Here is a 26,995-nt window from a genome sequence, read left to right as displayed (position 1 = left end):
GATCATTCAACGAGAAAGCTATGACCGAAACCTTCCAACATATTTCCGTGTTATTAAATGAATCCATTGATGGCTTAGCTATCAAACCAGACGGCGTCTATATTGATGGAACATTTGGCCGTGGCGGTCACAGCCGGACAATTCTATCTAAACTCGGTGAAAATGGCCGACTGTACAGTATCGACCGTGACCCTCAAGCGATCGCTGAGGCAGGCAAAATCAATGACCCTCGCTTCACCATTATTCATGGTCCATTTTCTGGTATTGCTGAGTATGCTGAAGAGTATGGGCTAGTTGGAAAAGTGGATGGTGTTCTTCTGGATTTAGGCGTTTCTTCTCCTCAGTTAGACGACGCAGAGCGTGGCTTTAGCTTTATGAAAGATGGTCCGCTAGATATGCGTATGGACCCGACATCAGGTATTCCAGTATCTCAATGGTTGATGGAAGCAGACCTCGATGATATCACTTGGGTCATTCGCGAGTTCGGGGAAGATAAACATGCGCGCCGTATTGCAAAAGCGATTGTTGCCTACCGTGAAGATGAAGAAAATGAGCCAATGGTTCGCACTGGTCAGCTGGCAAAATTGATTTCAGATGCCGCACCGAAAAGTTTTAAAGAGAAAAAACACCCTGCGACTCGTGCTTTCCAGGCTTTTCGTATTTACATCAACAGTGAGTTAGAAGAAATTGATACGGCACTTAAAGGCGCGGCGAGCATTCTTGCTCCTGAAGGCCGTTTATCTGTGATTAGCTTCCACTCTCTGGAAGACCGTATGGTCAAACGTTTTATCCGTAAAGAGAGCAAAGGGCCTGAAGTGCCACACGGTATTCCAATGACGGAAGAGCAAATTCGTGCTCTTGGTAGTGCGAATATGAAAGCGGTGAGCAAAGCGATTAAACCAAGCAAACAAGAAATTGAAATGAACCCTCGCTCGCGCAGCTCTGTGTTAAGAATTGCGGAAAAGCTTTAATTATTATGACGAAATCCACTCCTAATCTTGCTAAGTTGATTGCAACAGATCTCCTCACTGTTGGTCGCTGGCCATTACTGTTGTTGCTATTGATCGTGGCATCGGCAATGGGAGTGGTATTTGCTACCCACCATGCGCGTCAAGCGATTACCGAGAAAGACCATACGTTGGTTGAACGAGAACGATTAGATAGCGAATGGCGTAACTTAATGTTGGAAGAAACTGCCCTCGCGGAACACAGTCGTGTTCAAGACCTTGCCAAAAAAGAACTTGAAATGAAACGACCTGATGGCGATAAAGAAGTGGTTGTCACGCTCAAATGATTAGAAAAAAATCCAACACGAAACAAGCCAATAAGCGTAAACCTGTAGCAAAAGAGAAAGCGGCTACGGGGGATAAGAAAACCGATAACAAAGCAGTGAAAGTGGCGGTCGAAGAATCTTTCTTGATTCGTTGGCGCTTCCATCTATTACTGTTTTTTGTTTTTTGTGCATTTGCCCTTTTGGTGGCACGCGTAGCCTACATCCAAATCATTGAGCCAGATAACCTGATTAAACAAGGTGACCTACGTTCGGTTCGTGTTAAATCCATTCCTTCTGCTCGCGGTATTATTTCGGATCGAAATGGTGAGCCGCTTGCTGTCAGTGTACCGGTTGAGGCGGTTTGGGCAGATCCTGCCACGATATTTAAAGAAAACGCGTTAAGCCAGACCAAAAGTTGGCATGCATTAGCGGATGTTCTTGGTATTGACCGACAAGGGTTAATAGACAAAATCAAGCGCAATGAAAAACGCCGCTTTATCTACTTGCAGCGCCAGGTCAGTCCGGCCATGGCGAACTATATTCGTGAGCTAAAGCTGCCAGGTGTTGGCCTTAAGTCGGAATCTCGTCGTTATTATCCTGCAGGTGAGGTTAGTGCTCATTTAGTCGGTGTAACAGGCATTGACGGGCATGGCCTAGAAGGTGTGGAGCGTAGCTACGATGAGTGGCTCACTGGCGCGGCGGGTAAGAAAACTATTCGTAAAGACCGTTATGGTCGTGTTGTGGAAAACATTGCTTGGCAAGACAAGCAAGAAGGTAAATCACTTCAGTTAACCATCGATCAGCGCCTACAGGCGATCGCGTATCGTGCGATTAAGCAAGCCGTTGCGGACCACCGCGCCACTTCAGGTTCCGTTGTCATGTTGGATGTAAAAACGGGCGCCGTATTGGCCATGGTTAATGCTCCTTCTTACAACCCTAACAATCGTAGCGATTGGCAAAGCTATCAAATGCGTAACCGAGTGATCACGGACTCAATGGAGCCTGGTTCGACCATTAAGCCTTTCGTTATTTTAGCCGCCTTAGAAAATGGGATAGCCGATAAAGATACCATCGTAGATACCGGTAATGGTGTCCTACGTTTAGGTGGTAGTCGAGTCAGAGATGTCTCTCGCGTAGGCAAAGCGAGCTTGACCACGATCCTTAAAAAGTCGAGTAATATCGGTGTGACGAAGCTAGCAATGCAAATGCCGGTAGAGGCGCTTCTTGGGCTGTACAGTTCAGTGGGTTTTGGTGAGCTTTCTGGCCTAAACCTAGTTGGGGAAGTGACGGGTATTTTTCCTACACGAACTCGTTGGTCGCCAATTGAACGCGCCACGATTGCGTTTGGTTACGGTCTATCAATTACACCAATCCAGCTAGCCCATGCTTATGCGACGCTTGGAAACCTTGGCAAATACGAGCCTATTCATATTATTGAAAGCAATGATCATGACATGTCACGTCAAGTGGTGAGTGCGAAGTATGCGCGTCAAGTATTAGACATGTTGGAAACCGTAACTCAAAAAGGGGGCTCGGCTCGCAGAGCGGCAGTTCCTGGTTATCGAGTAGGAGCGAAAACGGGTACATCACGTAAAGCTTCTGCCGGTGGGTACAGCGACGAGTACATCACCTACACGGCTGGGCTTGCTCCGGTTAGCGATCCGCGAATTGCTTTAGTAGTGATCGTAAATGAGCCTCAAGGCGATGACTACTATGGTGGTTCGGTAGCGTCTCCTGTCTTCTCTGAAATCATGAAAGGCGCGCTACAAATACTCAATGTTGCACCTGACGAAAACAAATTCCAACAGTAAGCCCTGTGGTTTACTGAGCAAACAAAATTAAGAAAACCTGAGCCAAAGCTCGGAGAACAAATATGACTAAAGCCATCAGTATGGACGTGCTGCTTTCCCCTTGGGTGGATTGCCCTAGCTTATCGTCCGTTCTTGTTTCTGAATTGGAGCTCGACAGCCGAAGAGTTCAACCTGGAACCACGTTTGTAGCAGTGATTGGCCATGTTGTGGATGGGCGTAAATTCATTGCCTCTGCAATTGAGCAAGGTGCAAATGCAGCCCTGGCGCAAGCCTGCGATGTCAAAACACATGGTACGGTGGAAATCATTGATGATGTTCCCGTCATTTACATTGATAGGTTGGACCAACGTTTATCCGCAATTGCTGGAAAGCTTTATGCTTACCCTGATATGGATTTGATTGGTGTCACCGGCACCAACGGCAAAACCACCATTACCCAGTTAATAGCGCAATGGCTAGAACTGCTTGACCATAAAGCGGCGGTAATGGGAACAACAGGAAATGGCTTCCTCAATAACTTGCAACAAGCTGCGAATACAACGGGGAATGCCGTTGAAATTCAGAAAACGCTCTCCTCTCTCGCAAATCAACAAGCCACATACACCGCGCTAGAAGTATCTTCCCATGGCCTGACGCAAGGTCGTGTCAAAGCATTATCATTTGCGGCGGGCGTGTTTACTAACTTAAGTCGTGACCATCTTGATTACCATGGCACGATGGAAGAGTATGCCAATGCAAAGCTTGGGTTGTTCACGCAACACCAATGTGAACGTGCCATTATCAATGTTGATGATGAAGTAGGTCATCAATGGGCGTCGCAGTTAAGTAATGCGGTCGCTGTTTCGCTCAAACCGAACACTGAATTTGAAAGCGCAATTTGGGCGACGGAAGTCAGTTACGCGGAGTCAGGGATTACTATTAAGTTCGATGGTAAATTTGGCTCAGGTGAATTGCACGCGCCATTGATTGGTGAGTTTAATGCAACCAACTTAATGCTCGCTTTTGCGACCTTATTAAGCTTAGGTAAAGAGAAACAAGCGTTACTCGAAACCGCAGGTCAACTGCAACCTGTACTCGGCCGAATGGAGTTATTCCAAACTGAGGATCGTGCCAAAGTCGTGGTCGATTATGCCCATACTCCTGATGCTTTAGAAAAAGCGCTGCAAGCTTTACGAGTTCATTGTGAAGGCCAGCTGTGGGCTATTTTTGGCTGCGGTGGCGATCGCGATGCAGGTAAGCGCCCAATGATGGCGGAAATTGCAGAGCGTCTAGGCGACAGAGTGGTGTTGACTGACGATAACCCACGCAGCGAAGACCCGGTTCAGATTGTGAAAGACATGTTAGCTGGGCTGTCAAAACCTGCTGAAGCGATTGTTCAGCATGACCGCTTCAAAGCACTGTCTTATGCCATTGAAAATGCTTCGCCAAACGACATTATCTTGTTAGCTGGGAAGGGTCATGAAGATTATCAGATTCGTAATGGCGAAACGATTCATTACTCCGACCGCGAGTCCGCAATGCAACTTTTAGGATTGACCTCATGATCAAAGTAACGTTATCTCAAATTGCAGACATCACTCGTGGCGAGCGATTCGGCGACGATCTACTTATCGACGCGGTTTCTACTGATACACGAGCGATTGAGCGTGGGGCTCTATTTGTGGCGTTAGTAGGGGAGCGCTTTGATGCGCACAACTTTTGCCAACAAGCGGTAGATGCAGGTGCCGGTGCTTTACTCGTGGAAAAACGCTTAGATGTGAATGTGCCGCAAATTGTGGTGTCGGATACCAAACTTGCATTGGGTGAGTTTGCTTCTTGGGTGCATCAAGCATGCCAAACACCTACCGTTGCCATCACCGGAAGTTGCGGTAAAACGACCGTAAAAGAAATGGTTGCGAGTATCCTGCAATTGAAAGGCAAAGTGCTATTCACGGCGGGTAACTTCAATAATGATATTGGTGTTCCGTTGACATTATTACGCTCACAGCAGGATGATGATTATGCCGTGATTGAGCTTGGTGCTAACCATATAGGTGAAATTGCTTACACGACTCAGTTAGTAAAACCAGATATCGCGTTAGTGAACAATGTAGCAGCCGCTCACCTTGAAGGCTTTGGTTCTATCGATGGCGTGAAACAAGCCAAAGGTGAAATCTACCAAGGCCTTTCAGCTGGTGGTATTGCGATTGTTAACCTAGACAGCAATGGTGAAGCCAAGTGGGATGAAGTGTTAGCAGATAAGAAAGTCATTACTTTTTCACAAAGTAATACTGATGCAGACTTCTTCGCTTCTAACATCGTATTGAACGCCGCAGGTGAAGCAAGCTTTGACTTACATATCGCAGCAAGCTCACAAGAAATTGAACTGTCTCTGGGTATTATAGGTCAACACAACGTTGCGAATGCGATCGCTGCTTCTATTATTGCGTTACAAATGGGCGCCACATTAGAAGAGGTTCGCGCTGGCCTTAAACATTTGAACAAAGTGAAAGGTCGCGTCGAGGTTGAAGCGCTGAGCGAAAAGATAAAATTGATTGACGACAGCTACAACGCGAGCGTGCCAGCCATGAAAGCGGCAGTTGATTTATTGGCCGCTTTCCCAGGTCAACGCTGGCTGATTTTAGGTAATATGGCGGAATTGGGCGAGGAAAGTCTTGCACTTCATCGTCAAGTCGGGGAACATGCTGCCCCACAAAAATTTGAACATGTTCTCACATATGGTGCAGACGCCAAGGTGATCAGTGATCTTTGCCAAGGCATTCATTTTGAGACGCACCAAGAGATGATTGAATACATCAAGCAGCATCTAGACCAAGCCGTTCCTGAAAACCATACGATATTGGTGAAAGGAGCGAACGGTGCACGTATGTTTGAAGTCGCTGCTGCTTTGAAGGAGTATTATTAATGATTATTTGGCTTGCCGAGCTGCTACAGCCATACCTGTCTTTTTTCCGATTGTTTGAATACTTGTCTTTTCGAGCAATCCTAAGCGTATTAACCGCTCTAGGTCTGTCATTATGGATGGGACCAATCATGATCAAGCGTTTGCAAATGCTGCAAATTGGTCAGGTAGTGCGTAACGAAGGTCCTGAATCTCACTTTAGTAAGCGTGGTACCCCAACAATGGGCGGTATCATGATCTTAGCGGCCATCTCAATCACGATTTTGCTATGGACAGACTTATCCAACCCTTACGTATGGGCGGTGCTGACAGTCTTACTTGGCTACGGTGCGGTCGGATTTGTTGATGATTATCGTAAAGTGGTACGCAAAAATACCGATGGCTTGATCGCGCGTTGGAAGTACTTCTGGCAGTCGTTGATCGCGTTTGTCGTCGCTTTCGCATTGTATGCTTACGGTAAAGACACAGCAGCAACTCAGCTAGTGGTGCCATTCTTTAAAGACATCATGCCGCAGCTTGGTTTGATGTATATCATTCTGACTTACTTTGTCATTGTAGGTACAAGTAACGCGGTTAACCTGACTGATGGTCTAGACGGTTTGGCAATCATGCCAACGGTTCTTGTTGCAGCAGGCTTCGCGGTTATTGCATGGGCGACCGGTAACGTTAACTTCTCTGAATACCTTCATATACCATACTTACCACATGCTTCTGAGTTAGTTGTCGTATGTACAGCAATCGTAGGTGCAGGCCTTGGTTTCTTGTGGTTTAACACTTACCCAGCACAAGTGTTCATGGGCGATGTAGGTTCACTAGCGCTTGGCGGGGCATTGGGCACCATTGCTGTTCTAGTTCGTCAAGAGTTGGTGTTGGTGATCATGGGTGGCGTATTTGTGATGGAAACGCTATCAGTCATCCTACAGGTAGGTTCTTACAAATTACGTGGTCAGCGCATTTTCCGTATGGCACCAATTCACCACCACTACGAATTGAAAGGTTGGCCAGAACCTCGTGTAATCGTGCGCTTCTGGATTATTTCTATGGTTCTTGTTCTGATTGGTCTTGCGACATTGAAAGTGCGTTAATCGCACTTTCCAAGAATAAGATTTACAGTGTGATCAAATATGGAACGTTGGCAAAACATACATAGTGTTGTCGTCGTAGGGCTCGGTATTACCGGGCTCTCTGTCGTTAAACACCTAAGAAAAAATCAGCCACAACTTGTGGTCAAAGTCATTGATACTCGTGTAAACCCTCCAGGTGCAGAGCGCTTGCCGGAAAGTGTTCAACTGCATAGTGGTGGTTGGAATACGGACTGGCTTTCTGACGCGGATCTTATCGTGACCAACCCTGGTATTGCGCTAGCGACACCAGAGATCCAAGCCGTATTAGCAAAAGGTACGGCAGTAGTAGGTGATATCGAGTTATTCGCTTGGGCGGTGCAGAAACCGGTGATTGCGATTACGGGCTCAAACGGTAAGAGCACAGTAACCGACCTCACAGGTGTGATGGCTAAGGCTGCAGGTTTGGATGTTGGCGTTGGTGGTAACATCGGTGTGCCTGCTCTGGACTTGTTAGAACAAGACGCAGACCTATATGTACTCGAACTCTCGAGCTTCCAGTTAGAAACGACGTCAAGCTTAAAGCTCAAAGCCGCTGCGTTTCTGAATCTTTCTGAAGATCATATGGATCGTTATCAAGGCATGTCTGACTATCGACAAGCCAAGTTGCGTATTTTTAACCATGCTGCTCTTGCGGTCGTGAACCGTGATGATCAAGACACCTTCCCAGACGCAGAGATGCCATTGGTGACATTTGGCAGCGACAATCAGGACTTTGGTCTCGAGGTGGATGGCAACCGTACTTGGCTGCTCGATCACGGTCAACGAGTTGTCGCAAGTGATGAGATTAAGTTGGTTGGTAAGCACAACTTATCTAACGCTCTGGTTGCTTTAGCGCTATTAAAAGCTGCGGACGTAAACTATCACAAAGCATTGAATGCACTTAAAAATTACACGGGACTGACACACCGATGCCAGGTGGTTGCGGATAATCAAGGCGTCAAATGGGTGAATGACTCTAAAGCAACTAATATTGCCAGCACTATGGCTGCGCTATCTGGTTTGGAATCGACAGGCAAGCTCTACTTACTCGTTGGTGGTGTTGGCAAAGGTGCTGACTTCTCGCCATTAAAACCGATCTTCGCGACGCTTAACTTGCAACTGTGTTGCTTTGGCGCTGATGGCGATGAATTTATGCCACTGCATGAATCTGCAATACGTTTCGACACTATGGAAGATGTGATTCAACAAGTATCTTCGCAGTTAAAACCAGGTGATATGGTGATGCTGTCTCCTGCATGTGCTAGCTTTGATCAATTCGACAACTTTATGGCAAGAGGTGATGCTTTCGCTGCTCTTGCTCAGAAATATGCATAATTAAAGGTTACACACTTCGTGGGTTTAGGTAACGTTAAACGCAGTATTGGCAATTGGCTCAAGCATCCAGCCCCAGAGGCGATGTTTGATCGCCAGTTAGTGTGGATTGCACTGGGTTTGATGTTGACTGGTTTGGTCATGGTAACCTCTGCATCATTTCCAATCAGCTCTCGATTAACGGAACAGCCGTTCCACTTTATGTTTCGTCATGCGACGTTTCTCGTGCTGGCGTTAGGGACCTCCGCTGTTATTTTGCAAGTGCCTTTGCAAGAGTGGTTTAAGAAGAGCCATTACTTACTTTGGGCTTCTTTCGCACTGTTGATCATCGTGCTCTTGGCGGGTAAGTCGGTTAATGGTGCGTCTCGTTGGATTCCCCTTGGGCTGTTTAACCTTCAGCCAGCGGAAGTCGCGAAGCTATCGCTGTTTATCTTCATGTCTGGTTACTTAGTTCGAAAGCAAGACGAAGTACGACAAACGTTCTTTGGTGGCTTTATGAAGCCAATCATGGTGTTTGCCTTCTTCGCAGTATTACTACTTGGTCAGCCAGACTTGGGGACGGTCGTCGTGATGCTGGTCACGCTGTTTGGCATGCTTTTTATCGCAGGTGCAAAACTAACCCAGTTTCTCGCCTTGATGGTGGCAGGTATCGGCGCTGTGGTAGGTTTGATTCTCGTCGAGCCATACCGTATGCGACGAGTAACCTCCTTCCTTGACCCGTGGGAAGATCCATTTGGCAGTGGCTATCAGTTGACTCAGTCTTTGATGGCGTTTGGTCGTGGTGAATGGTTCGGACAAGGTCTCGGTAATTCAATTCAAAAACTGGAATATCTACCGGAAGCGCATACCGACTTTGTGTTTGCCGTACTTGCTGAAGAGCTTGGTTTCGTAGGCGTAGTGCTGGTCTTAATGCTGATTTTTAGCTTGGTGCTAAAAGCGGTTTACATCGGCAAGCGTGCATTTGAAGAAGGCGAAATGTTCGGAGGTTATCTGGCTTTCGGAATTGGTATTTGGTTTGCGTTTCAAACCTTGGTTAATGTTGGAGCTGCCGCCGGTATTGTTCCAACTAAAGGTTTAACACTTCCACTCATCAGTTATGGTGGTTCTAGTCTAATAATTATGTCCGTCGCAGTGTCCATACTACTGCGTATCGATTACGAATGCCGCTTGAAACGCGAGCAACAACAATCAGAACAACAAGCTAATGAAACAAAATAAACGTTTGATGGTGATGGCTGGTGGTACTGGCGGTCACGTATTCCCAGGTTTGGCGGTAGCAAAACAGCTTCAAGAACAAGGTTGGGAGATCCGTTGGTTAGGTACGGCGGATCGAATGGAAGCGGATTTGGTGCCAAAACATGGCATTGAAATCGACTTTATCAAAGTGAAAGGGTTACGAGGTCAAGGCGTTAAACGTCTTCTTGCAGCACCATTTCAAATTATCAATGCCATTATGCAGGCTCGTGCTCACATGAAACGCTGGCAGCCAGACGCAGTGCTTGGTATGGGCGGTTATGTTAGCGGCCCGGGTGGTATTGCTGCTTGGATGAGTGGTATTCCTGTTGTTCTGCATGAACAAAATGCAGTAGCAGGTTTAACGAACCAATGGTTATCGAAAATCGCTAAGAAGGTTTTTCAGGCTTTCCCAGGCGCTTTTCCAAATGCCGAAGTGGTTGGGAACCCAGTTCGTGAAGACGTGACTCAATTAGCAGCGCCAACTGAGCGCATGCAAGAGCGCCAAGGTCCAATTCGCATTTTGGTGATGGGTGGCAGCCAAGGCGCACGTATTCTTAACCAAACTCTGCCAGAAGTGATGTCGAAATTGGGCGAAGATTACTGTATTCGTCATCAAGCGGGTAAAGGTGCCGCCGAAGAAGTGAATGCAGCATACCAAGCTAATGGTGTGGTAAATGCAGAAGTAATGGAATTCATTGATGACGTTGCAGAAGCTTACGCATGGGCTGACCTTTTAGTTTGTCGCTCTGGAGCGTTAACCGTATCTGAAGTCTCGGCGGCAGGTGTAGGCGCTATTTTTGTTCCATTCATGCACAAAGACCGCCAGCAAGCACTTAATGCAGACCACTTGGTGGATTGCGGCGCGGCGAAAATGATTGAACAACCAGATTTAACCGTTGAGTCTCTGACTCTGCAGATCCAACAATTGGATCGCCAAGCTTTACTTACAATGGCTGAGCAAGCGCGTGGCGCTGCAAAATTGAATGCTGACCGAGTTGTCGCACAAGCCATTGTCGCTTTGACCGAAAAGCGTTAACCGAATTATTGAGAATAGAATTGATGACAATCCAACATACACAAGACTTAGCTCAGATTCGCGCAATGGTGCCAGAGATGCGCCGCGTGAAATCCATCCACTTCATCGGTATTGGTGGTGCGGGCATGAGCGGCATTGCAGAAGTGCTGTTGAACGAAGGCTACCAAATCACAGGTTCTGATCTATCAGAGAACGCTGTGACAGAGCGTTTGGTATCAAAAGGTGCGACGGTATTTATTGGTCATCAAGCCAGTAATGTAGAAAAAGCCAGTGTGGTTGTTGTGTCAACGGCGATCAACGAAGAAAACCCAGAAGTGATGGCGGCACGTGAATTACGCATCCCTATTGTACGCCGCGCAGAGATGTTGGCTGAATTGATGCGATTCCGTCACGGTATTGCCGTTGCGGGTACACACGGTAAAACCACGACGACCGCTCTTGTTACTCAAATCTATTCTGAAGCCGGTCTTGATCCAACGTTTGTGAATGGCGGTTTGGTGAAAAGCGCAGGTACAAATGCGCGTCTAGGCTCGAGTCGTATTCTAATTGCAGAGGCAGATGAAAGTGACGCGTCATTCCTGCACTTGCAACCAATGGTGAGCATTGTTACCAATATCGAAGCCGATCATATGGATACCTATGGTGGTGACTTTGAAACCTTAAAGCAAACCTTCATCGATTTCCTTCATAATCTACCGTTTTACGGCCAAGCAATTGTTTGCATTGACGATCCTGTGGTTCGAGAGTTAATCCCACGTATTAGTCGTCAAGTGATAACTTACGGTTTTTCTGAAGATGCCGACGTACGTATTGAAGATTATCGTCAAGAGGGGCAGCAAGGCAAATTTACGGTAGTACGTAAAGGGCGAGCTAACTTAGATATCACGCTGAATATTCCAGGTCGTCACAATGCATTGAATGCGTCTGCTGCGATTGCGGTTGCTACTGAAGATGACATTGAAGACGATGCGATCCTAAAGGCAATGGCTGGTACGCAAGGTACGGGAAGACGTTTCGATCACCTTGGCGAGTTTGATACTGGCAACGGTCATGCAATGCTTGTTGATGATTACGGCCATCATCCAACAGAAGTGGATGTAACCATTAATGCAGCACGCAGTGGTTGGCAAGACAAGCGTTTGGTGATGATTTTCCAACCGCACCGTTATAGCCGTACTCGTGATTTGTACGATGATTTCGCGAATGTGCTTGAACAGGTGGATGTATTGATCATGCTGGATGTTTACGCAGCGGGTGAAAAGCCGATTGCAGGTGCTGATGGGCGCGCTTTATGTCGCACAATTCGCAGCCGAGGCAAGGTAGATCCGATTTTTGTTCCAGAAATCGAGCAATTACCTTCAGTTTTAGCTAATGTTATACAAGACGGCGACCTAATCTTAACGCAAGGTGCGGGTGATATTGGTAAAGTGGCGAAACAGCTGGCAGGTCTTAAATTGAATATAAACAAGATGCTTGGCTGACACATATTGTTGACGCGAAGGACAGATAAAGACTCAGATCTCGATTTTGCGTCAATATCATTGTGATTTATTGCTATCAGTGTTTGATAGTTTACAAGAGCTCAGTATAATCCCAAGGTTAAAGTCAAGACTTTTACCTCTGCGTAATTATATGGGTAAAAAGTACACGACAAAAGTCAGGAAACGAAGACGTTGTTGAATATTGCACTGAATGACGAGCGACCAAACACGGGTAACAACCGTGGTCGCCAAGAAAAAATCTTGGGTGTGTTATTTTTCGTTGTGGTTGTGACTTTAATTAGTTCTGTTTTGTACGCGGCGATCAGTTGGATGTGGGATGACCAAAGGTTACCTCTCTCCAAAATAGTACTTCAGGGGAAACTGGAGTATGTCCAAGCTGACGATGTGCAGGCTGCATTTAGTCGAATTGATCACATCGGTACATTTATGTCTCAGGATATTGATGTATTACAGCAAAGTGTCGAAGCTCTGCCATGGGTAGCGCATGCCGCAATCCGAAAGCAGTGGCCGGATACAGTAAAAGTTTTTTTGACGGAGCATCAACCAGAAGCCATTTGGAATGGCAACGAACTGTTAGATAAAAACGGGTTCGTTTTTGATGGAGATGTTGCTCTGTTGCAAGAAGAAAAAGTGAAGCTGTACGGACCCAAAGATAGCGGACCGGAAGTCTTACAGACTTACCGTGATTTGAGTCCTAAGTTTCAGCAATTGGGTTTAGCGATATCGTCTCTGGTATTAAACGAGCGACGAGCTTGGCAAATCATCCTTGATAACGGTATTCGATTAGAGCTCGGTAAAGAGTCTCTTCTTGAGCGTATAGAGCGCTTTTTTAAGCTCTATAACAAGCTTGGCAGTGACACGCAAAGAATCAGTTATATCGATCTTAGGTACGATACAGGAGCCGCAGTTGGTTGGTTTCCTGAACAAGAGTTAGAAGAGAGTACAGATGACTAAGGCCGCTGATGACAACATTATTGTTGGTCTTGATATAGGCACTGCAACCGTATCGGCTCTAGTGGGTGAGGTTTTACCAGACGGTCAAATTAATATTATTGGCGCAGGTAGTAGCCCCTCACGCGGCATGGATAAAGGTGGCGTGAATGATTTGGAGTCGGTTGTAAAATCAGTACAACGTGCAATTGATCAAGCTGAATTAATGGCAGAGTGCCAGATCAGCCGAGTCTTCATTTCGTTGTCTGGTAAGCATATCGCAAGCCGAATTGAAAAAGGTATGGGCACGATTTCTGATGAAGAGGTGTCTCAAGAAGACATGGATCGCGCTATCCATACCGCAAAATCGATTAAAATCGGTGATGAACAGCGAATTCTTCATGTGATCCCGCAAGAGTTCACCATTGATTACCAAGAAGGAATCAAAAATCCGCTTGGTTTATCTGGGGTAAGAATGGAAGTGAGTGTCCACCTTATCTCATGCCATAATGACATGGCACGCAACATTATTAAGGCGGTAGAACGCTGCGGCCTTAAAGTAGAACAACTCGTATTTTCTGGGCTTGCTGCTAGTAATGCAGTAATCACCGAGGATGAAAGAGAGCTTGGAGTTTGTGTGGTTGATATTGGCGCCGGCACGATGGATGTGGCCATCTGGACTGGCGGTGCGTTACGTCACACAGAAGTATTTTCGTACGCAGGAAATGCTGTAACCAGTGATATTGCTTTTGCTTTTGGCACGCCAGTGAGCGATGCTGAAGAAATAAAAGTCAAATATGGCTGTGCTTTGAGTGAACTGGTCAGTAAGGATGACACGGTTAATGTACCAAGCGTAGGTGGACGACCATCACGTAGCCTGCAACGTCAAACGTTGTCAGAAGTGATTGAGCCACGCTACTCTGAGCTTATGGGACTGGTTAACCAAACTATCGACTCTGTACAAGCAAAATTGCGCGAAGAGGGTATCAAGCACCATCTGGCTGCGGGAGTTGTACTCACCGGCGGTGCTGCGCAAATGGACGGAGTGGTAGAATGTGCGGAACGCGTATTCCGCAATCAAGTAAGGGTCGGCAAACCGCTCGAAGTCAGCGGATTAACTGACTATGTAAAAGAGCCGTACCATTCTACGGCAGTTGGATTACTTCATTACGCAAGAGACATGCAGTCTAGCGACGATAGCGATTATAATGAACCTAAACGCTCATCTGTAACTGGCTTTTTCGATAAATTGCGTAACTGGATACAAAAAGAGTTTTAACCTGAGTTGCAGGATAAACGGAGACAACACATGTTTGAACCGATGATGGAAATGTCTGACGATGCAGTAATCAAGGTCGTTGGGGTTGGTGGCGGCGGTGGTAACGCCGTTGAACACATGGTGCGTGAATCCATCGAAGGTGTGGAATTCATCAGCGTCAACACTGATGCGCAAGCACTTCGTAAGACAAGCGTTGGCAATGTTATTCAGATCGGTGGTGATATCACTAAAGGTCTGGGTGCAGGTGCTAATCCACAGGTTGGCCGTGACGCAGCTCTCGAAGACAGAGATCGAATTAAAGATTCCCTGACTGGCGCCGATATGGTGTTTATCGCAGCTGGTATGGGTGGCGGTACCGGTACTGGTGCAGCGCCTGTTATTGCTGAAGTGGCTAAAGAGCTTGGCATTCTAACAGTAGCGGTAGTAACTAAACCGTTTAGTTTTGAAGGTAAAAAGCGTTTGGCATTTGCTGAGCAAGGTATCGATGAGCTGTCTAAGCATGTTGACTCTTTGATCACGATTCCAAACGAAAAGCTACTTAAAGTACTTGGTCGTGGTGTAACACTACTAGAAGCTTTTGCAAGCGCTAACGATGTTCTTAAGAATGCCGTTCAAGGTATTGCTGAGCTAATTACTCGCCCTGGCATGATCAACGTCGACTTTGCGGACGTAAGAACTGTAATGTCTGAAATGGGTCACGCAATGATGGGTAGCGGCATCGCCAAAGGTGAAGACCGTGCTGAAGAAGCGGCTGAAATGGCAATTTCTAGCCCACTTCTGGAAGACATCGATCTAGCGGGCGCTCGTGGTGTTCTTGTCAATATTACTGCTGGTCTGGATATGCGTCTTGACGAGTTTGAGACGGTTGGTAATACAGTGAAGGCATTCGCTTCTGACAATGCGACTGTTGTTATCGGTACTTCTCTAGACCCTGATATGACTGACGAAATCCGCGTAACAGTTGTAGCGACAGGTATTGGTAATGAGAAAAAGCCAGATATCACGCTAGTTGCGGGTGGTAAAGCTAAAGTGGCACCGACGCCGCAAGCTCAACCACAGCAACAAGCAGCGGCAACGCAAGCTGAAGAAAAACCGGCACAGACCTTGCAAAATAATCAAGTGCAAGAGAAGCCACAGGTAACTCCTCAGCCGACAAACACTGCTCCTTCTTCTCCAGCTTCGTCGAGCCAAAGTTCTGCGGCTCCAAAGCAAGAAAAGGAAAGTGGTTATTTAGATATACCGGCATTTTTGCGTCGTCAGGCTGATTAATCTTTAACCCATAAATTTGACATGGCTCAAAATTATGGTAGCATTCACGGTCGACGTTACAGACGGCCGTGTTTTGTAGCAAATTTTTGAGAGGCAAGCAGATGATCAGACAACGTACTCTGAAAGAAATAGTGAAAACAACTGGTGTGGGTCTCCACTCTGGTCGTAAAGTCACACTTACTCTGCGCCCGGCTGCTGCAAATACAGGTATCATTTACCGTCGTACAGATGTAAATCCACCTGTAGATTTTCCAGCTGATCCAGCTTCGGTTCGTGACACCATGCTTTGTACTGCATTGGTAAACGATGAAGGTGTGCGTATTTCAACTGTTGAGCACTTGAATGCGGCACTTGCTGGTATGGGCATCGATAACATTGTTGTCGAAGTAGACGCACCTGAAATTCCGATCATGGATGGTAGTGCAAGCCCATTTGTATACTTGCTACAACAAGCAGGTATCGAAACGCAAAATGCGCCAAAACGCTTCATCCGCATCAAAAAGCCAGTTCGTTTTGAAGATGGTGATAAATGGGCAGAATTTGTACCATTTAACGGCTTCCGTATGGACTTCGAAATTGAGTTTAATCACCCAGCGATTGAATCAGACGAGCAACGTTTGCTGTTTGATTTCTCGTCAAAAGGCTTTGTTCGTGAGATTTCTCGAGCACGTACGTTTGGCTTTATGCGTGATATCGAATATCTACAATCTCAAAACCTAGTTTTGGGTGGTAGTTTTGATAATGCTATCGTTTTGGATGATTACCGTATTCTTAATGAAGAAGGTCTACGCTTTGAAAATGAGTTTGTGACTCACAAAGTGTTGGATGCGATTGGTGACCTTTACATGTGTGGCCATCCAATCATTGGTGAATTCCGTGCCTTTAAATCTGGCCACGGTTTAAATAACCAACTGTTACGTGCTGTTCTTGCAGATCAGGAAGCGTGGGAGTGGACTACATTCGAAGAAGAAGTCGGCTCACCAGTAGCATTCGCAGAACCAAATATGGTGCTTGCGTAAATACTTGGCATTAGAATTAATAAAAAACCAGGTTTGTGCCTGGTTTTTTGCTATTTGGCTTTAATCTTCGACTTATCAATAACATTCAAGCTTTCAGCATATTGAAATAACGTTCACTTACGATCTTCCTTTTCTGCCATATCGGCTAATCGTTTTAAACGCTCTTGAATTTTAGGTGGCGCCATGTCGGCAATCGTCATTAATGACTTTGCTGCAGATTCTGTTAGTGGTGGACGCTTAGGTCTGTCGTCTTGTTGAAAGCGGTTTCTATATAGTGAAGGATTGATCCTCACTTCAACGCTCATCAGCTTGGCAAAGCCTTGAGTACGAAGTTTATTTAGGATCATGAGGCGATCGTAATCGATCTTCATTTTGATCGCGGCACTAGAGACATCGATCAATAGATGGCCGTTACGAACATTCGCTACTCGGCAATGATCGGCCGTCCCCATGGGTAAGACCTCTTGCAAAGCTTGGTTAAGCTGTAAGATTTCTCCAGCATGTTCTTGAATCTGCTTGAACTGTGACTCAGCAATAACATCTTCAGTCGAGGTTGGACGGTGATCACGCATAGGTAAAATCTAATTTTGTTGAGATATAGCTATTCTAGAGCAGCTTTCTATCAAGGTATAGTTTACATTAACGTCTTTAGCTTCAGCTTTACAATGTAGCAAGGTAAAAAGCAAAGTTTGCTCTGGATGGATTACACATATTGCGGTATGCAATATCGGCTAATCAGTCACCACTTTAAGTAAAAACTTCAGAGTGCTTCAAACAAATACGTCTATTTATGGTTGTATCGATTAAAAATCCTTACACTAAGCCACATTGTTTCAAAACTTAGCCTTGAAATATGGATGTTTGAACTCAATATCTTTGATAAATGATTTATCTCAGTATTCTTAGTTCCAAACTGGCAGAGACTGAAGGCATTATGAGTAGATCGGGAACGGTCTGAATAAAGAGAGATTCACGAAAAATGATAACTAAGCTACTGACAAAAGTGATTGGCAGTCGCAACGACCGAACACTGCGCCGCCTTAGAAAAATTGTAAAAGAAATTAATAACTATGAGCCAACATTCGATGCTCTAAGTGACGAAGAGTTAAAAGCAAAGACGGTTGAATTCCGTGAGCGCCTAGATAAGGGTGAAACTCTTGATAAACTACTTCCAGAAGCTTTTGCTACGGTTCGTGAAGCATCTAAGCGTGTCTACGGTATGCGCCACTTCGACGTCCAGCTTATCGGTGGTATGGTTCTAAATGCGGGTCAAATCGCTGAAATGCGTACGGGTGAAGGTAAAACGCTGACGGCAACGCTTCCTGCTTACCTAAATGCCCTAGCTGGTAAAGGCGTTCATATTGTAACAGTGAACGATTATCTAGCTAAACGTGATGCAGAGACAAACCGCCCTCTATTTGAATTTTTAGGTATGACTGTTGGCGTAAACGTGCCAAACATGCCCCCTCAAGAGAAAAAAGAAGCGTACCAAGCTGACATCTTGTACGGAACGAACAATGAATTTGGTTTTGACTACCTTCGTGACAATATGGCTTTCCGTAGCGAAGATCGCGTACAACGTGAACGCTTCTTTGCAGTTGTCGATGAGGTGGACTCAATCCTAATTGATGAAGCTCGTACCCCTTTAATCATTTCTGGTCCTGCTGAAGATAGCTCTGAGCTATACACCCGAATCAACCTTTTGATCCCGCATCTTAAAAAGCAAGACAAAGAAGACTCTGAAGAATATCGTGGTGATGGTCACTACACTGTTGATGAGAAATCAAAGCAAGTATACCTCACAGAAACGGGCCAAGAGTACGTTGAAGAACTATTGGTGAAAAATGGTCTTATGGAAGAGGGTGACACACTTTACTCTCCGACTAACATCAGCATGTTACATCACGTGAATGCCGCTTTGCGTGCTCATGTGTTGTTTGAGCGCAACGTTGATTACATCGTTACAGACGAAGGTGAAGTAGTAATTGTTGATGAACATACTGGTCGTACAATGCCAGGTCGTCGTTGGTCTGAAGGTCTTCACCAAGCAGTAGAAGCGAAAGAAGGCGTTAAGATTCAAAACGAAAACCAAACTTTGGCTTCGATTACCTTCCAGAACTACTTCCGCTTATACGAAAAACTGTCTGGTATGACAGGTACTGCGGATACTGAAGCGTTTGAGTTCCAATCTATTTATGGCTTGGAAACGGTGGTTATCCCAACCAACAAACCAATGATTCGTAACGATATGCCGGATGTGGTGTACCGTACCGAAGCTGAGAAGTTTGCTGCAATCATTGAAGATATCAAAGAGCGCGTTGCGAAAGGTCAGCCAACATTGGTTGGTACAGTATCGATTGAAAAATCAGAACTTCTTTCTAACGCATTGAAGAAAGCGAAGATCAAACACAACGTATTGAATGCGAAATTCCATGAAAAGGAAGCGGAAATTGTTGCTGAAGCGGGTATGCCTGGTGCGGTAACTATCGCGACCAACATGGCCGGTCGTGGTACGGACATTGTGCTTGGCGGTAGTTGGCAATCAAAAGTGGAAGCTTTGGAGAACCCAACTCAAGAACAAATCGATGCGATTAAAGCAGAGTGGAAAGTGGTACATGATCAAGTACTAGATGCTGGTGGTCTACACATCATTGGTACTGAGCGCCACGAATCTCGCCGTATTGATAACCAGCTACGTGGTCGTTCTGGTCGTCAAGGAGATGCGGGTTCATCTCGCTTCTACCTATCTATGGAAGACTCTTTGTTACGTATTTTCACTTCTGATCGTATGGCGAGCCTTATCCAAAGTGGTATGGAAGAAGGTGAAGCAATTGAATCGAAAATGCTTTCTCGCTCAATTGAAAAAGCACAGCGTAAAGTGGAAGGTCGTAACTTTGATATCCGTAAGCAGCTACTAGAATACGATGATGTGGCGAACGATCAGCGTAAGGTTGTCTACGAGCTGCGCGACGAATTGATGAACGTTGAAGACATCAGCGGTATGATCGAGCAAAACCGTGAAGATGTGCTAACAGCGGTTATTGATGAGTACATCCCGCCACAATCACTAGAAGATATGTGGGACGTTGAAGGTCTGCAAGAGCGCTTGAAAGCAGACTTCGATCTTGATGCGCCAGTGAAGCAATGGCTTGAAGAAGACGATAAGCTTTACGAAGAGGCGCTACGCGAGAAGATCATCAATCTAGCCGTTGAAGTGTACAAAGAGAAAGAGGAAGTGGTGGGTGCGCAAGTACTTCGTAACTTCGAGAAATCGGTTATGCTTCAAACGTTGGATACGCTTTGGAAAGAGCACTTGGCAGCAATGGATCACTTGCGTCAGGGTATTCACTTACGCGGCTATGCGCAGAAGAACCCGAAACAGGAATACAAGCGTGAATCGTTTGAACTGTTTGAAGGTCTACTAGAAGCGCTGAAAACCGATGTGATTACTGTTCTATCTCGCGTTCGAGTTCAGCAACAAGAAGAAGTTGAACGTATGGAAGAGCAACGTCGTGCGCAAGCTGAAGAGGCCGCTCGTCGTGCTCAAGCGCAACACGCAGCAGCACAAAATCCTCTTTCTGAAGGTGAAGAATCTGAAGAAGGTTCAAGTCAGCCAATGGTACGTGATGAACGTAAAGTAGGTCGCAATGAGCCTTGCCCTTGTGGTAGTGGTAAGAAGTATAAACAGTGTCACGGCAAAATCGACTAACGTATTAGTCAGATAATTTTTTAAAGAGTCGCCTAGGCGGCTCTTTTTTTAAGCAAATTCTGTGGCTGTCGAATTTCATAAGTTTTGATAGCATCGGATAGTTTTAGAGATGCAAAGACCGTTGAAGTGTAACGGCTTGAGAGTTAGGAACCCCTATGAAAAGAATTCACATAGTCGCGGCTATTATTTTTAACCAAGACAAATCAAAAATTTTTATTACAAAGCGTCCAGACGACAAGCATAAAGGCGGGTTTTGGGAGTTTCCCGGCGGGAAAGTCGAGTCAGGAGAAAGTATTGAACATGCTCTAGCAAGAGAACTTGAAGAAGAAGTAGGAATTGAAGTTACTGAGCAAGCCCTTTTCGAGCATTTGGAATATGACTATCCAGACAAATCACTTAAGTTTGATTTTATTACGGTATCTAAGTTCAGTAATGAGCCTTACGGCCGAGAAGGTCAAGAAGGTCGCTGGGTTGAGATAAGAGAATTGGGTAACTATGCCTTTCCTGAAGCGAACGTGCCTATCTTGGAGCGTGTCGTAAAAGAGTTTGCTTAAGCCTGATGAACTTGCTTGTGGTAACCACGGTATGTTGTTAGTTTAAACAGATTAAGCGAAACGAGAGAACGAGAGCAAACCTCGTTATCCAGAGAAGGAGAGAAAGCGCAATGGTTCGTATTGCAATCGCAGGAGCAGCAGGCCGAATGGGCCGTAATTTGGTTAAAGCTTCACACCTTAATCCAGAGGCGACAGTGAGCGCGGGATCAGAACGACCTGAGTCCTCACTTGTCGGTGTCGATATCGGTGAACTTTGTGGTGAAGGCAAATTCGATGTGTTCTTAACGGATGATCTTGCTAAAGACGTCGATAATTTTGATGTAATCATCGATTTTACTGCCCCAGTAAGTACGTTGGCGAATCTTGAACTGTGTAAGAAGCATGGAAAGAGTATTGTGATTGGGACGACTGGTTTCAGTGATGCAGAGCGTGAGCTGATTGACGAAGCCGCTAAGCAAGTGCCTGTTGTCATGGCTCCTAACTACTCTGTTGGTGTGAACCTAGTATTTAAGCTTCTTGAGAAAGCAGCCAAAGTGATGGGCGACTACTGTGATGTTGAGATTGTCGAAGCACATCATCGTCATAAAGTTGATGCTCCTTCTGGTACTGCTATCGGGATGGGCGAAGCCATTGCTGGTGCGATGGGCAACAAGCTGAATGATGTAGCTGTCTATGCGAGAGAAGGTATCACAGGTGAACGTACTAAAGATGAGATCGGCTTTGCTACAATTCGCGCTGGCGATATTGTCGGTGAGCACACAGCCATGTTTGCTGATATCGGGGAACGAGTGGAGATAACGCACAAAGCGACCGATCGTATGACGTTTGCTAATGGCGCCGTCAAGGCCGCTGTTTGGTTGAGTGCCAAACCAGCGGGCTTTTATACCATGACAGATGTTTTGGGATTGAATGATCTCTAAATACATAATTATTCGCCGGCGGTAGCCGGCTTTTTTATATCTATAGAATTGTTTGTAAATGAAATGATTCTAACAGAAAGTATTTTGGTGCTTACTTTTGTTGTTGTTTTGGTTGTTTTGTGGGTGTTTTGGGTTTTGATGTCTAAAAACTAATGTCTTTTTTGTTGAGTGAACGTTTGCGTGAAAAACTCATACTTTTTTGTGATCTCTAAAAAGTTTAAATTTGTAAAATTCATTAAACCTCTATGCCTCTCTATGTAATAGCATGTAAAAGTTATCTTTTTGGGCCTTACTGATTCAAAATGACCTTACTCGCTAGAAATTAATCATTTATTTTTGATTGTAGGTTGACAGGTTTCGACTCCAACTTTAGAATACCGCCAATTTGTCTGAAATACCTATTTATGTAGATTTTATAGGTAAAGGAAGGCATGTTTGCAGTTTGATTTATTTTTTTTGCATTTTTATTCTGGAGGTTGTCTTGGGTAAATTAGCACTGTTGGTCCTAGAAGATGGGACAGTGTTCCGCGGAGTGTCCATAGGGGCAGATGGTCTTTCCGTTGGTGAAGTCGTTTTTAATACCTCGATGACGGGGTATCAAGAAATCCTCACTGATCCTTCCTATTCTCAGCAAATCGTCACTCTCACTTATCCTCACATTGGCAATACCGGAACCACTTCCGAAGATGAAGAATCCTCTTCCATTCATGCACAAGGCCTTGTGATTCGCGATCTTCCTCTAATCGCTTCTAACTTCCGTAACGAACAATCCCTCTCTGATTATCTTAAGTCTCAAAATATCGTTGGCATCGCTGATATCGATACTCGTAAGCTCACTCGTATCCTGCGTGAAAAAGGTGCTCAAAACGGCTGTATTGTTGCGGGCAATAACCTAGACGAAGCTTTGGCACTAGCGAAAGCAAAAGAATTCCCAGGCTTAAAAGGAATGGACCTTGCGAAAGAAGTTACAACAAAAGAAGCGTATCAATGGAAGCAAGGTTCGTGGACGCTTGAAGGTGGACTTCCAGAGGCGAAAGATGACAGCGAGCTGCCATACCACGTTGTCGCTTACGACTTCGGCGCAAAACGCAACATCTTACGAATGTTGGTTGACCGCGGCTGCCGCTTAACGGTTGTACCTGCAGAAACGTCAGCGGAAGAAGTTCTGGCACTAAATCCAGATGGCGTATTCTTATCGAACGGCCCTGGTGACCCAGAACCATGTACTTACGCGATTGAAGCAACCAAAGTGTTCCTAGAAAAAGGCCTGCCAATTTTTGGTATTTGTCTAGGTCACCAAATTCTGGCGCTAGCATCAGGTGCGCAAACGGTGAAAATGAAGTTTGGTCACCACGGTGCAAACCACCCAGTAAAAGATTTAGAGCGTAACGTTGTGATGATCACTTCGCAAAACCACGGCTTTGCGGCAGATGAAGCAACATTACCGGAAAACTTACGTGCTACTCACGTATCGCTATTTGATGGCTCTTTGCAAGGTATCCACCGCACAGACAAGCCAGCATTTAGCTTCCAAGGTCACCCAGAAGCGAGCCCTGGTCCACATGACGCGGCACCTCTATTTGACCACTTTATCGAACTAATCAAAAAACACAGCGCTTAATTCGGAGTAGTAGATAATGCCAAAACGTACTGACATTCAAAGTATTCTAATTCTTGGTGCTGGTCCGATTGTTATCGGTCAGGCATGTGAGTTTGACTACTCTGGCGCACAAGCGTGTAAAGCTCTTCGTGAAGAAGGCTACCGAGTTATCCTAGTTAACTCTAACCCTGCGACCATCATGACTGACCCTGAAATGGCAGATGCGACATACATCGAGCCAATCCAGTGGGAAGTTGTTCGCAAGATCATCGAGAAAGAACGCCCAGACGCGGTACTGCCAACCATGGGTGGTCAGACAGCACTTAACTGTGCGTTAGATTTAGAGAAGCACGGCGTTCTCGCAGAGTTTGGCGTAGAGATGATTGGTGCAACGGCTGATGCAATCGACAAAGCGGAAGACCGTTCTCGTTTTGATAAAGCGATGAAGTCTATCGGCCTTGAGTGTCCTCGCGCAGATACAGCGAAGAGCATGGAAGAAGCTTACAAAGTTTTAGATATGGTTGGCTTCCCTTGTATCATTCGTCCATCGTTCACCATGGGTGGCACTGGTGGTGGTATCGCGTACAACAAAGAAGAGTTCGAAGAAATCTGTCGTCGCGGTCTGGACTTATCTCCGACCAACGAACTTCTTATCGATGAGTCACTCATCGGTTGGAAAGAGTACGAAATGGAAGTCGTTCGTGACAAAGCGGACAACTGTATCATCGTATGTTCAATCGAGAACTTTGACCCAATGGGCATCCATACGGGTGACTCAATCACGGTTGCTCCAGCACAAACACTGACTGACAAAGAATACCAGCTTATGCGTAATGCATCGCTAGCCGTTCTACGTGAGATTGGTGTTGAAACAGGTGGTTCAAACGTACAGTTTGGTATCAACCCGAAAGATGGTCGTATGGTCATCATCGAGATGAACCCGCGTGTATCTCGCTCTTCTGCGCTAGCATCAAAAGCAACAGGCTTCCCAATCGCGAAAATTGCCGCGAAACTGGCTGTTGGCTTTACGCTAGACGAACTACAAAACGACATCACAGGTGGTGCAACACCTGCGTCATTTGAACCAACTATCGACTACGTCGTAACTAAGATCCCTCGCTTTAACTTCGAGAAATTTGCTGGTGCAAACGATCGTCTGACAACTCAGATGAAATCGGTTGGTGAGGTAATGGCGATTGGTCGTAACCAACAAGAATCTCTTCACAAAGCACTGCGTGGCCTAGAAGTTGGCGCAACTGGTTTTGATGAGATGGTCGATCTGGAAGCGCCAGATGCACTGACTAAGATTCGTCACGAACTTAAAGAAGCAGGTGCAGAGCGTATCTGGTACATCGCCGATGCATTCCGAGCGGGTATGTCAGTCGACGGTGTGTTCAACTTGACTCAAATCGACCGCTGGTTCCTGGTTCAAATCGAAGAAATTGTAAAACTCGAAGAACAAGTCAAGGCGGGCGGCTACGCAGGTTTGACCAAAGAAGTGCTTCGTCAGATGAAACGCAAAGGCTTCTCTGATGCTCGCTTGTCTAAATTGCTTGGTGTCGCTGAAAGTGAAATTCGCCGTGCTCGTGAGCAGTTTGATATTCATCCGGTTTACAAACGTGTGGATACATGTGCCGCAGAGTTTTCTTCTGACACGGCTTACATGTACTCATCTTACGATGAAGAATGTGAAGCAAACCCAACAGACAAAGATAAGATCATGGTTCTTGGTGGCGGTCCAAACCGTATCGGCCAAGGTATCGAATTCGATTACTGTTGTGTTCATGCATCACTTGCGCTGCGTGAAGACGGTTACGAAACCATTATGGTTAACTGTAACCCAGAAACGGTATCTACTGACTACGATACGTCTGATCGTCTGTACTTCGAGCCAGTAACTCTGGAAGATGTACTGTCTATCGCTCGCGTTGAAAAACCAAAAGGTGTGATTGTTCAGTACGGTGGTCAAACGCCACTTAAACTGGCTCGTGCTCTAGAAGCGGCTGGTGTGCCAATCATTGGTACTAGCCCAGATGCTATCGACCGTGCGGAAGATCGTGAACGCTTCCAAGCTGCTGTTGACCGTTTAGGTCTACTTCAGCCAGAAAACGCGACAGTAACAACGATGGAGCAAGCGGTTGAGAAATCGAAAGAAATTGGCTTCCCATTAGTTGTTCGTCCATCTTATGTACTCGGTGGTCGTGCGATGGAAATCGTATACGACGAGCAAGACCTGCGTCGCTACTTCAACGAAGCAGTAAGCGTATCGAACGAGTCTCCAGTTCTGCTAGACCGTTTCTTGGATGATGCAACCGAAGTTGATATTGATGCTATCTGTGACGGTGAACGCGTCGTTATCGGCGGTATCATGGAGCACATCGAACAAGCGGGTGTTCACTCTGGTGACTCTGCATGTTCACTGCCTGCATACACGCTAAGTCAGGAAATTCAAGACAAGATGCGTGAGCAAGTTGAGAAGTTAGCATTCGAACTCGGTGTGCGCGGTTTGATGAACACGCAGTTTGCTGTGAAAGATAACGACGTTTATCTAATTGAAGTGAACCCTCGTGCTGCTCGTACGGTACCATTCGTATCGAAAGCGACAGGCGCTCCTCTAGCGAAAATCGCTGCACGTGTAATGGCGGGTCAATCTCTAGAGTCACAAGGCTTTACTAAAGAGATTATCCCTCCTTACTACTCAGTGAAAGAAGTGGTTCTGCCGTTCAACAAATTCCCTGGTGTTGACCCTCTATTGGGCCCTGAAATGCGCTCAACAGGTGAAGTAATGGGTGTGGGTGCAACGTTCGCAGAAGCTTACGCGAAAGCAGAGCTAGGTTGTGGTGCGGTTTATCCTGAAGGTGGTCGTGCGCTACTGTCTGTACGTGAAGGTGATAAAGAGCGTGTTGTTGACCTAGCTTCTAAGTTAGTGAAACTGGGTTACCAGTTGGATGCGACACACGGTACAGCTGTAATTCTGGGCGAAGCGGGTATTAACCCACGATTGGTAAACAAAGTACACGAAGGTCGTCCACACATTCTTGACCGCATCAAGAACAACGAATACACCTACATCGTAAACACGGCTGCTGGTCGTCAAGCGATTGAAGATTCGAAAGTTCTACGCCGTGGTGCACTGGCAGAAAAAGTGAACTACACAACGACACTGAATGCAGCGTTCGCTACATGTATGTCTCATACTGCAGACGCAAAAGCGTCAGTAACTTCGGTTCAAGAGTTACACGCTAAAGTGAAAGCGAGTCTAGACGCGTAACAGATAAAAATCAGTAAGCTCATTAATCAGGGCTTACATGACAACCTCATTGCCCGCTCATTTGAGCGGGCTTTTTTATATCGAGGTTTTTCTAAAATGAAGAGCATTAAAGTGTGCTAGGAACGATTGGTATGCTTCGCTTTTGAAGATCATTAAGCTAATGATGGCAAGCAATGTACCCAAAGATGAAGAAATAGTACTACCATTTGCTACAACAAAATTAATGCTGTAGGACTGAGGTATTAAGCC

General features: G+C 45.8%; 20 protein-coding genes. 19 read left to right on the top strand and 1 reads right to left on the bottom strand.

Annotated elements, in window-relative coordinates:
- Nucleotides 1-20: 20 nt before the first annotated feature.
- The 14 genes from rsmH (at nt 21) to lpxC (ending at nt 16,692) form a co-directional block, all read left to right on the top strand.
- Nucleotides 21-971 (top strand): 16S rRNA (cytosine(1402)-N(4))-methyltransferase RsmH, encoded by a 951-nt coding sequence (rsmH, locus tag R7Z50_RS16755; RefSeq protein WP_017633610.1) that lies wholly within the window; start codon nt 21-23, stop codon nt 969-971.
- Nucleotides 972-976: 5 nt separating this feature from the next.
- On the top strand, nt 977-1,294 hold the full coding sequence (gene ftsL / locus R7Z50_RS16750; protein ID WP_005372920.1) for a cell division protein FtsL: 318 nt from the start codon (nt 977-979) through the stop codon (nt 1,292-1,294).
- Complete coding sequence (locus R7Z50_RS16745) at nt 1,291-3,084, top strand: penicillin-binding transpeptidase domain-containing protein (protein WP_086046525.1); 1,794 nt, start codon at nt 1,291-1,293, stop codon at nt 3,082-3,084. Before ftsL ends, R7Z50_RS16745 begins: the two co-directional genes overlap by 4 nt.
- Before the next feature lie 62 nt (nt 3,085-3,146).
- Nucleotides 3,147-4,628, top strand: coding sequence for a UDP-N-acetylmuramoyl-L-alanyl-D-glutamate--2,6-diaminopimelate ligase (murE, locus tag R7Z50_RS16740; protein ID WP_054578500.1), 1,482 nt, complete (start codon nt 3,147-3,149; stop codon nt 4,626-4,628).
- Entirely contained in the window at nt 4,625-5,989 is a 1,365-nt protein-coding gene (locus tag R7Z50_RS16735) for a UDP-N-acetylmuramoyl-tripeptide--D-alanyl-D-alanine ligase (RefSeq protein WP_054574276.1), read from the top strand. The genes murE and R7Z50_RS16735 overlap by 4 nt, the downstream gene beginning before the upstream one ends.
- Nucleotides 5,989-7,071 carry a phospho-N-acetylmuramoyl-pentapeptide-transferase gene (gene mraY, locus R7Z50_RS16730; protein ID WP_005372931.1) on the top strand — a complete coding sequence of 361 codons (1,083 nt, stop codon included), beginning with the start codon at nt 5,989-5,991 and terminating at the stop codon, nt 7,069-7,071. Before R7Z50_RS16735 ends, mraY begins: the two co-directional genes overlap by 1 nt.
- Nucleotides 7,072-7,110: 39 nt before the next feature.
- Entirely contained in the window at nt 7,111-8,424 is a 1,314-nt protein-coding gene (murD, locus tag R7Z50_RS16725) for a UDP-N-acetylmuramoyl-L-alanine--D-glutamate ligase (protein WP_186584466.1), read from the top strand.
- Between the two features lie 18 nt (nt 8,425-8,442).
- Nucleotides 8,443-9,639 carry a cell division protein FtsW gene (ftsW, locus tag R7Z50_RS16720; protein WP_005372933.1) on the top strand — a complete coding sequence of 399 codons (1,197 nt, stop codon included), beginning with the start codon at nt 8,443-8,445 and terminating at the stop codon, nt 9,637-9,639.
- On the top strand, nt 9,626-10,693 hold the full coding sequence (murG, locus tag R7Z50_RS16715) for an undecaprenyldiphospho-muramoylpentapeptide beta-N-acetylglucosaminyltransferase (protein ID WP_031781122.1): 1,068 nt from the start codon (nt 9,626-9,628) through the stop codon (nt 10,691-10,693). Before ftsW ends, murG begins: the two co-directional genes overlap by 14 nt.
- A gap of 23 nt (nt 10,694-10,716) precedes the next feature.
- The gene (gene murC, locus R7Z50_RS16710) at nt 10,717-12,174 is read left to right on the top strand and encodes a UDP-N-acetylmuramate--L-alanine ligase (protein ID WP_005387395.1); all 1,458 of its coding nucleotides are present in this window, start codon (nt 10,717-10,719) and stop codon (nt 12,172-12,174) included.
- Nucleotides 12,175-12,366: 192 nt separating this feature from the next.
- Nucleotides 12,367-13,149 carry a cell division protein FtsQ/DivIB gene (locus R7Z50_RS16705; protein WP_318149163.1) on the top strand — a complete coding sequence of 261 codons (783 nt, stop codon included), beginning with the start codon at nt 12,367-12,369 and terminating at the stop codon, nt 13,147-13,149.
- Nucleotides 13,142-14,404 (top strand): cell division protein FtsA, encoded by a 1,263-nt coding sequence (gene ftsA, locus R7Z50_RS16700; protein WP_005372946.1) that lies wholly within the window; start codon nt 13,142-13,144, stop codon nt 14,402-14,404. The genes R7Z50_RS16705 and ftsA overlap by 8 nt, the downstream gene beginning before the upstream one ends.
- 30 nt (nt 14,405-14,434) lie before the next feature.
- A complete protein-coding gene (gene ftsZ / locus R7Z50_RS16695; RefSeq protein ID WP_017633617.1) occupies nt 14,435-15,673 on the top strand; it encodes a cell division protein FtsZ in 1,239 nt (412 codons plus the stop codon).
- A gap of 101 nt (nt 15,674-15,774) precedes the next feature.
- On the top strand, nt 15,775-16,692 hold the full coding sequence (gene lpxC / locus R7Z50_RS16690) for a UDP-3-O-acyl-N-acetylglucosamine deacetylase (protein WP_005381871.1): 918 nt from the start codon (nt 15,775-15,777) through the stop codon (nt 16,690-16,692).
- Nucleotides 16,693-16,805: 113 nt separating this feature from the next.
- On the opposite strand, the gene R7Z50_RS16685 is transcribed toward lpxC, so the two are convergent.
- A complete protein-coding gene (locus R7Z50_RS16685) occupies nt 16,806-17,264 on the bottom strand; it encodes a DUF721 domain-containing protein (protein ID WP_005381869.1) in 459 nt (152 codons plus the stop codon).
- A gap of 407 nt (nt 17,265-17,671) precedes the next feature.
- Between R7Z50_RS16685 and secA the strand changes: the two genes are divergently transcribed.
- The 5 genes from secA (at nt 17,672) to carB (ending at nt 26,746) form a co-directional block, all read left to right on the top strand.
- A complete protein-coding gene (secA, locus tag R7Z50_RS16680) occupies nt 17,672-20,401 on the top strand; it encodes a preprotein translocase subunit SecA (protein WP_318149162.1) in 2,730 nt (909 codons plus the stop codon).
- Between the two features lie 155 nt (nt 20,402-20,556).
- Nucleotides 20,557-20,955, top strand: coding sequence for an 8-oxo-dGTP diphosphatase MutT (gene mutT / locus R7Z50_RS16675; RefSeq protein ID WP_005387387.1), 399 nt, complete (start codon nt 20,557-20,559; stop codon nt 20,953-20,955).
- 110 nt (nt 20,956-21,065) lie between these two features.
- Nucleotides 21,066-21,875 carry a 4-hydroxy-tetrahydrodipicolinate reductase gene (dapB, locus tag R7Z50_RS16670; RefSeq protein WP_065274178.1) on the top strand — a complete coding sequence of 270 codons (810 nt, stop codon included), beginning with the start codon at nt 21,066-21,068 and terminating at the stop codon, nt 21,873-21,875.
- Between the two features lie 481 nt (nt 21,876-22,356).
- The gene (gene carA, locus R7Z50_RS16665; RefSeq protein ID WP_017821483.1) at nt 22,357-23,496 is read left to right on the top strand and encodes a glutamine-hydrolyzing carbamoyl-phosphate synthase small subunit; all 1,140 of its coding nucleotides are present in this window, start codon (nt 22,357-22,359) and stop codon (nt 23,494-23,496) included.
- A gap of 16 nt (nt 23,497-23,512) precedes the next feature.
- Complete coding sequence (gene carB / locus R7Z50_RS16660; protein ID WP_005381854.1) at nt 23,513-26,746, top strand: carbamoyl-phosphate synthase large subunit; 3,234 nt, start codon at nt 23,513-23,515, stop codon at nt 26,744-26,746.
- Nucleotides 26,747-26,995: the final 249 nt, after the last annotated feature.

The sequence above is a fragment of the Vibrio sp. 1249-1 genome, assembly GCF_033340495.1.
Note: the sequence above shows the minus strand (reverse complement) of the source record. Positions and strands in the feature narration are given on the sequence as shown.

Excerpts from the sequence above, each read along its gene's own strand:
- rsmH (WP_017633610.1), top strand. The coding sequence starts at position 21 with ATGACCGAAACCTTCCAACATATTTCCGTGTTATTAAATGAATCCATT.
- ftsL (WP_005372920.1), top strand. The coding sequence starts at position 977 with ATGACGAAATCCACTCCTAATCTTGCTAAGTTGATTGCAACAGATCTC.
- R7Z50_RS16745 (WP_086046525.1), top strand. The coding sequence starts at position 1,291 with ATGATTAGAAAAAAATCCAACACGAAACAAGCCAATAAGCGTAAACCT.
- murE (WP_054578500.1), top strand. The coding sequence starts at position 3,147 with ATGACTAAAGCCATCAGTATGGACGTGCTGCTTTCCCCTTGGGTGGAT.
- R7Z50_RS16735 (WP_054574276.1), top strand. The coding sequence starts at position 4,625 with ATGATCAAAGTAACGTTATCTCAAATTGCAGACATCACTCGTGGCGAG.
- mraY (WP_005372931.1), top strand. The coding sequence starts at position 5,989 with ATGATTATTTGGCTTGCCGAGCTGCTACAGCCATACCTGTCTTTTTTC.
- murD (WP_186584466.1), top strand. The coding sequence starts at position 7,111 with ATGGAACGTTGGCAAAACATACATAGTGTTGTCGTCGTAGGGCTCGGT.
- murG (WP_031781122.1), top strand. The coding sequence starts at position 9,626 with ATGAAACAAAATAAACGTTTGATGGTGATGGCTGGTGGTACTGGCGGT.
- murC (WP_005387395.1), top strand. The coding sequence starts at position 10,717 with ATGACAATCCAACATACACAAGACTTAGCTCAGATTCGCGCAATGGTG.
- ftsA (WP_005372946.1), top strand. The coding sequence starts at position 13,142 with ATGACTAAGGCCGCTGATGACAACATTATTGTTGGTCTTGATATAGGC.
- ftsZ (WP_017633617.1), top strand. The coding sequence starts at position 14,435 with ATGTTTGAACCGATGATGGAAATGTCTGACGATGCAGTAATCAAGGTC.
- lpxC (WP_005381871.1), top strand. The coding sequence starts at position 15,775 with ATGATCAGACAACGTACTCTGAAAGAAATAGTGAAAACAACTGGTGTG.
- R7Z50_RS16685 (WP_005381869.1), bottom strand. The coding sequence starts at position 17,264 with ATGCGTGATCACCGTCCAACCTCGACTGAAGATGTTATTGCTGAGTCA.
- secA (WP_318149162.1), top strand. The coding sequence starts at position 17,672 with ATGATAACTAAGCTACTGACAAAAGTGATTGGCAGTCGCAACGACCGA.
- mutT (WP_005387387.1), top strand. The coding sequence starts at position 20,557 with ATGAAAAGAATTCACATAGTCGCGGCTATTATTTTTAACCAAGACAAA.
- dapB (WP_065274178.1), top strand. The coding sequence starts at position 21,066 with ATGGTTCGTATTGCAATCGCAGGAGCAGCAGGCCGAATGGGCCGTAAT.
- carB (WP_005381854.1), top strand. The coding sequence starts at position 23,513 with ATGCCAAAACGTACTGACATTCAAAGTATTCTAATTCTTGGTGCTGGT.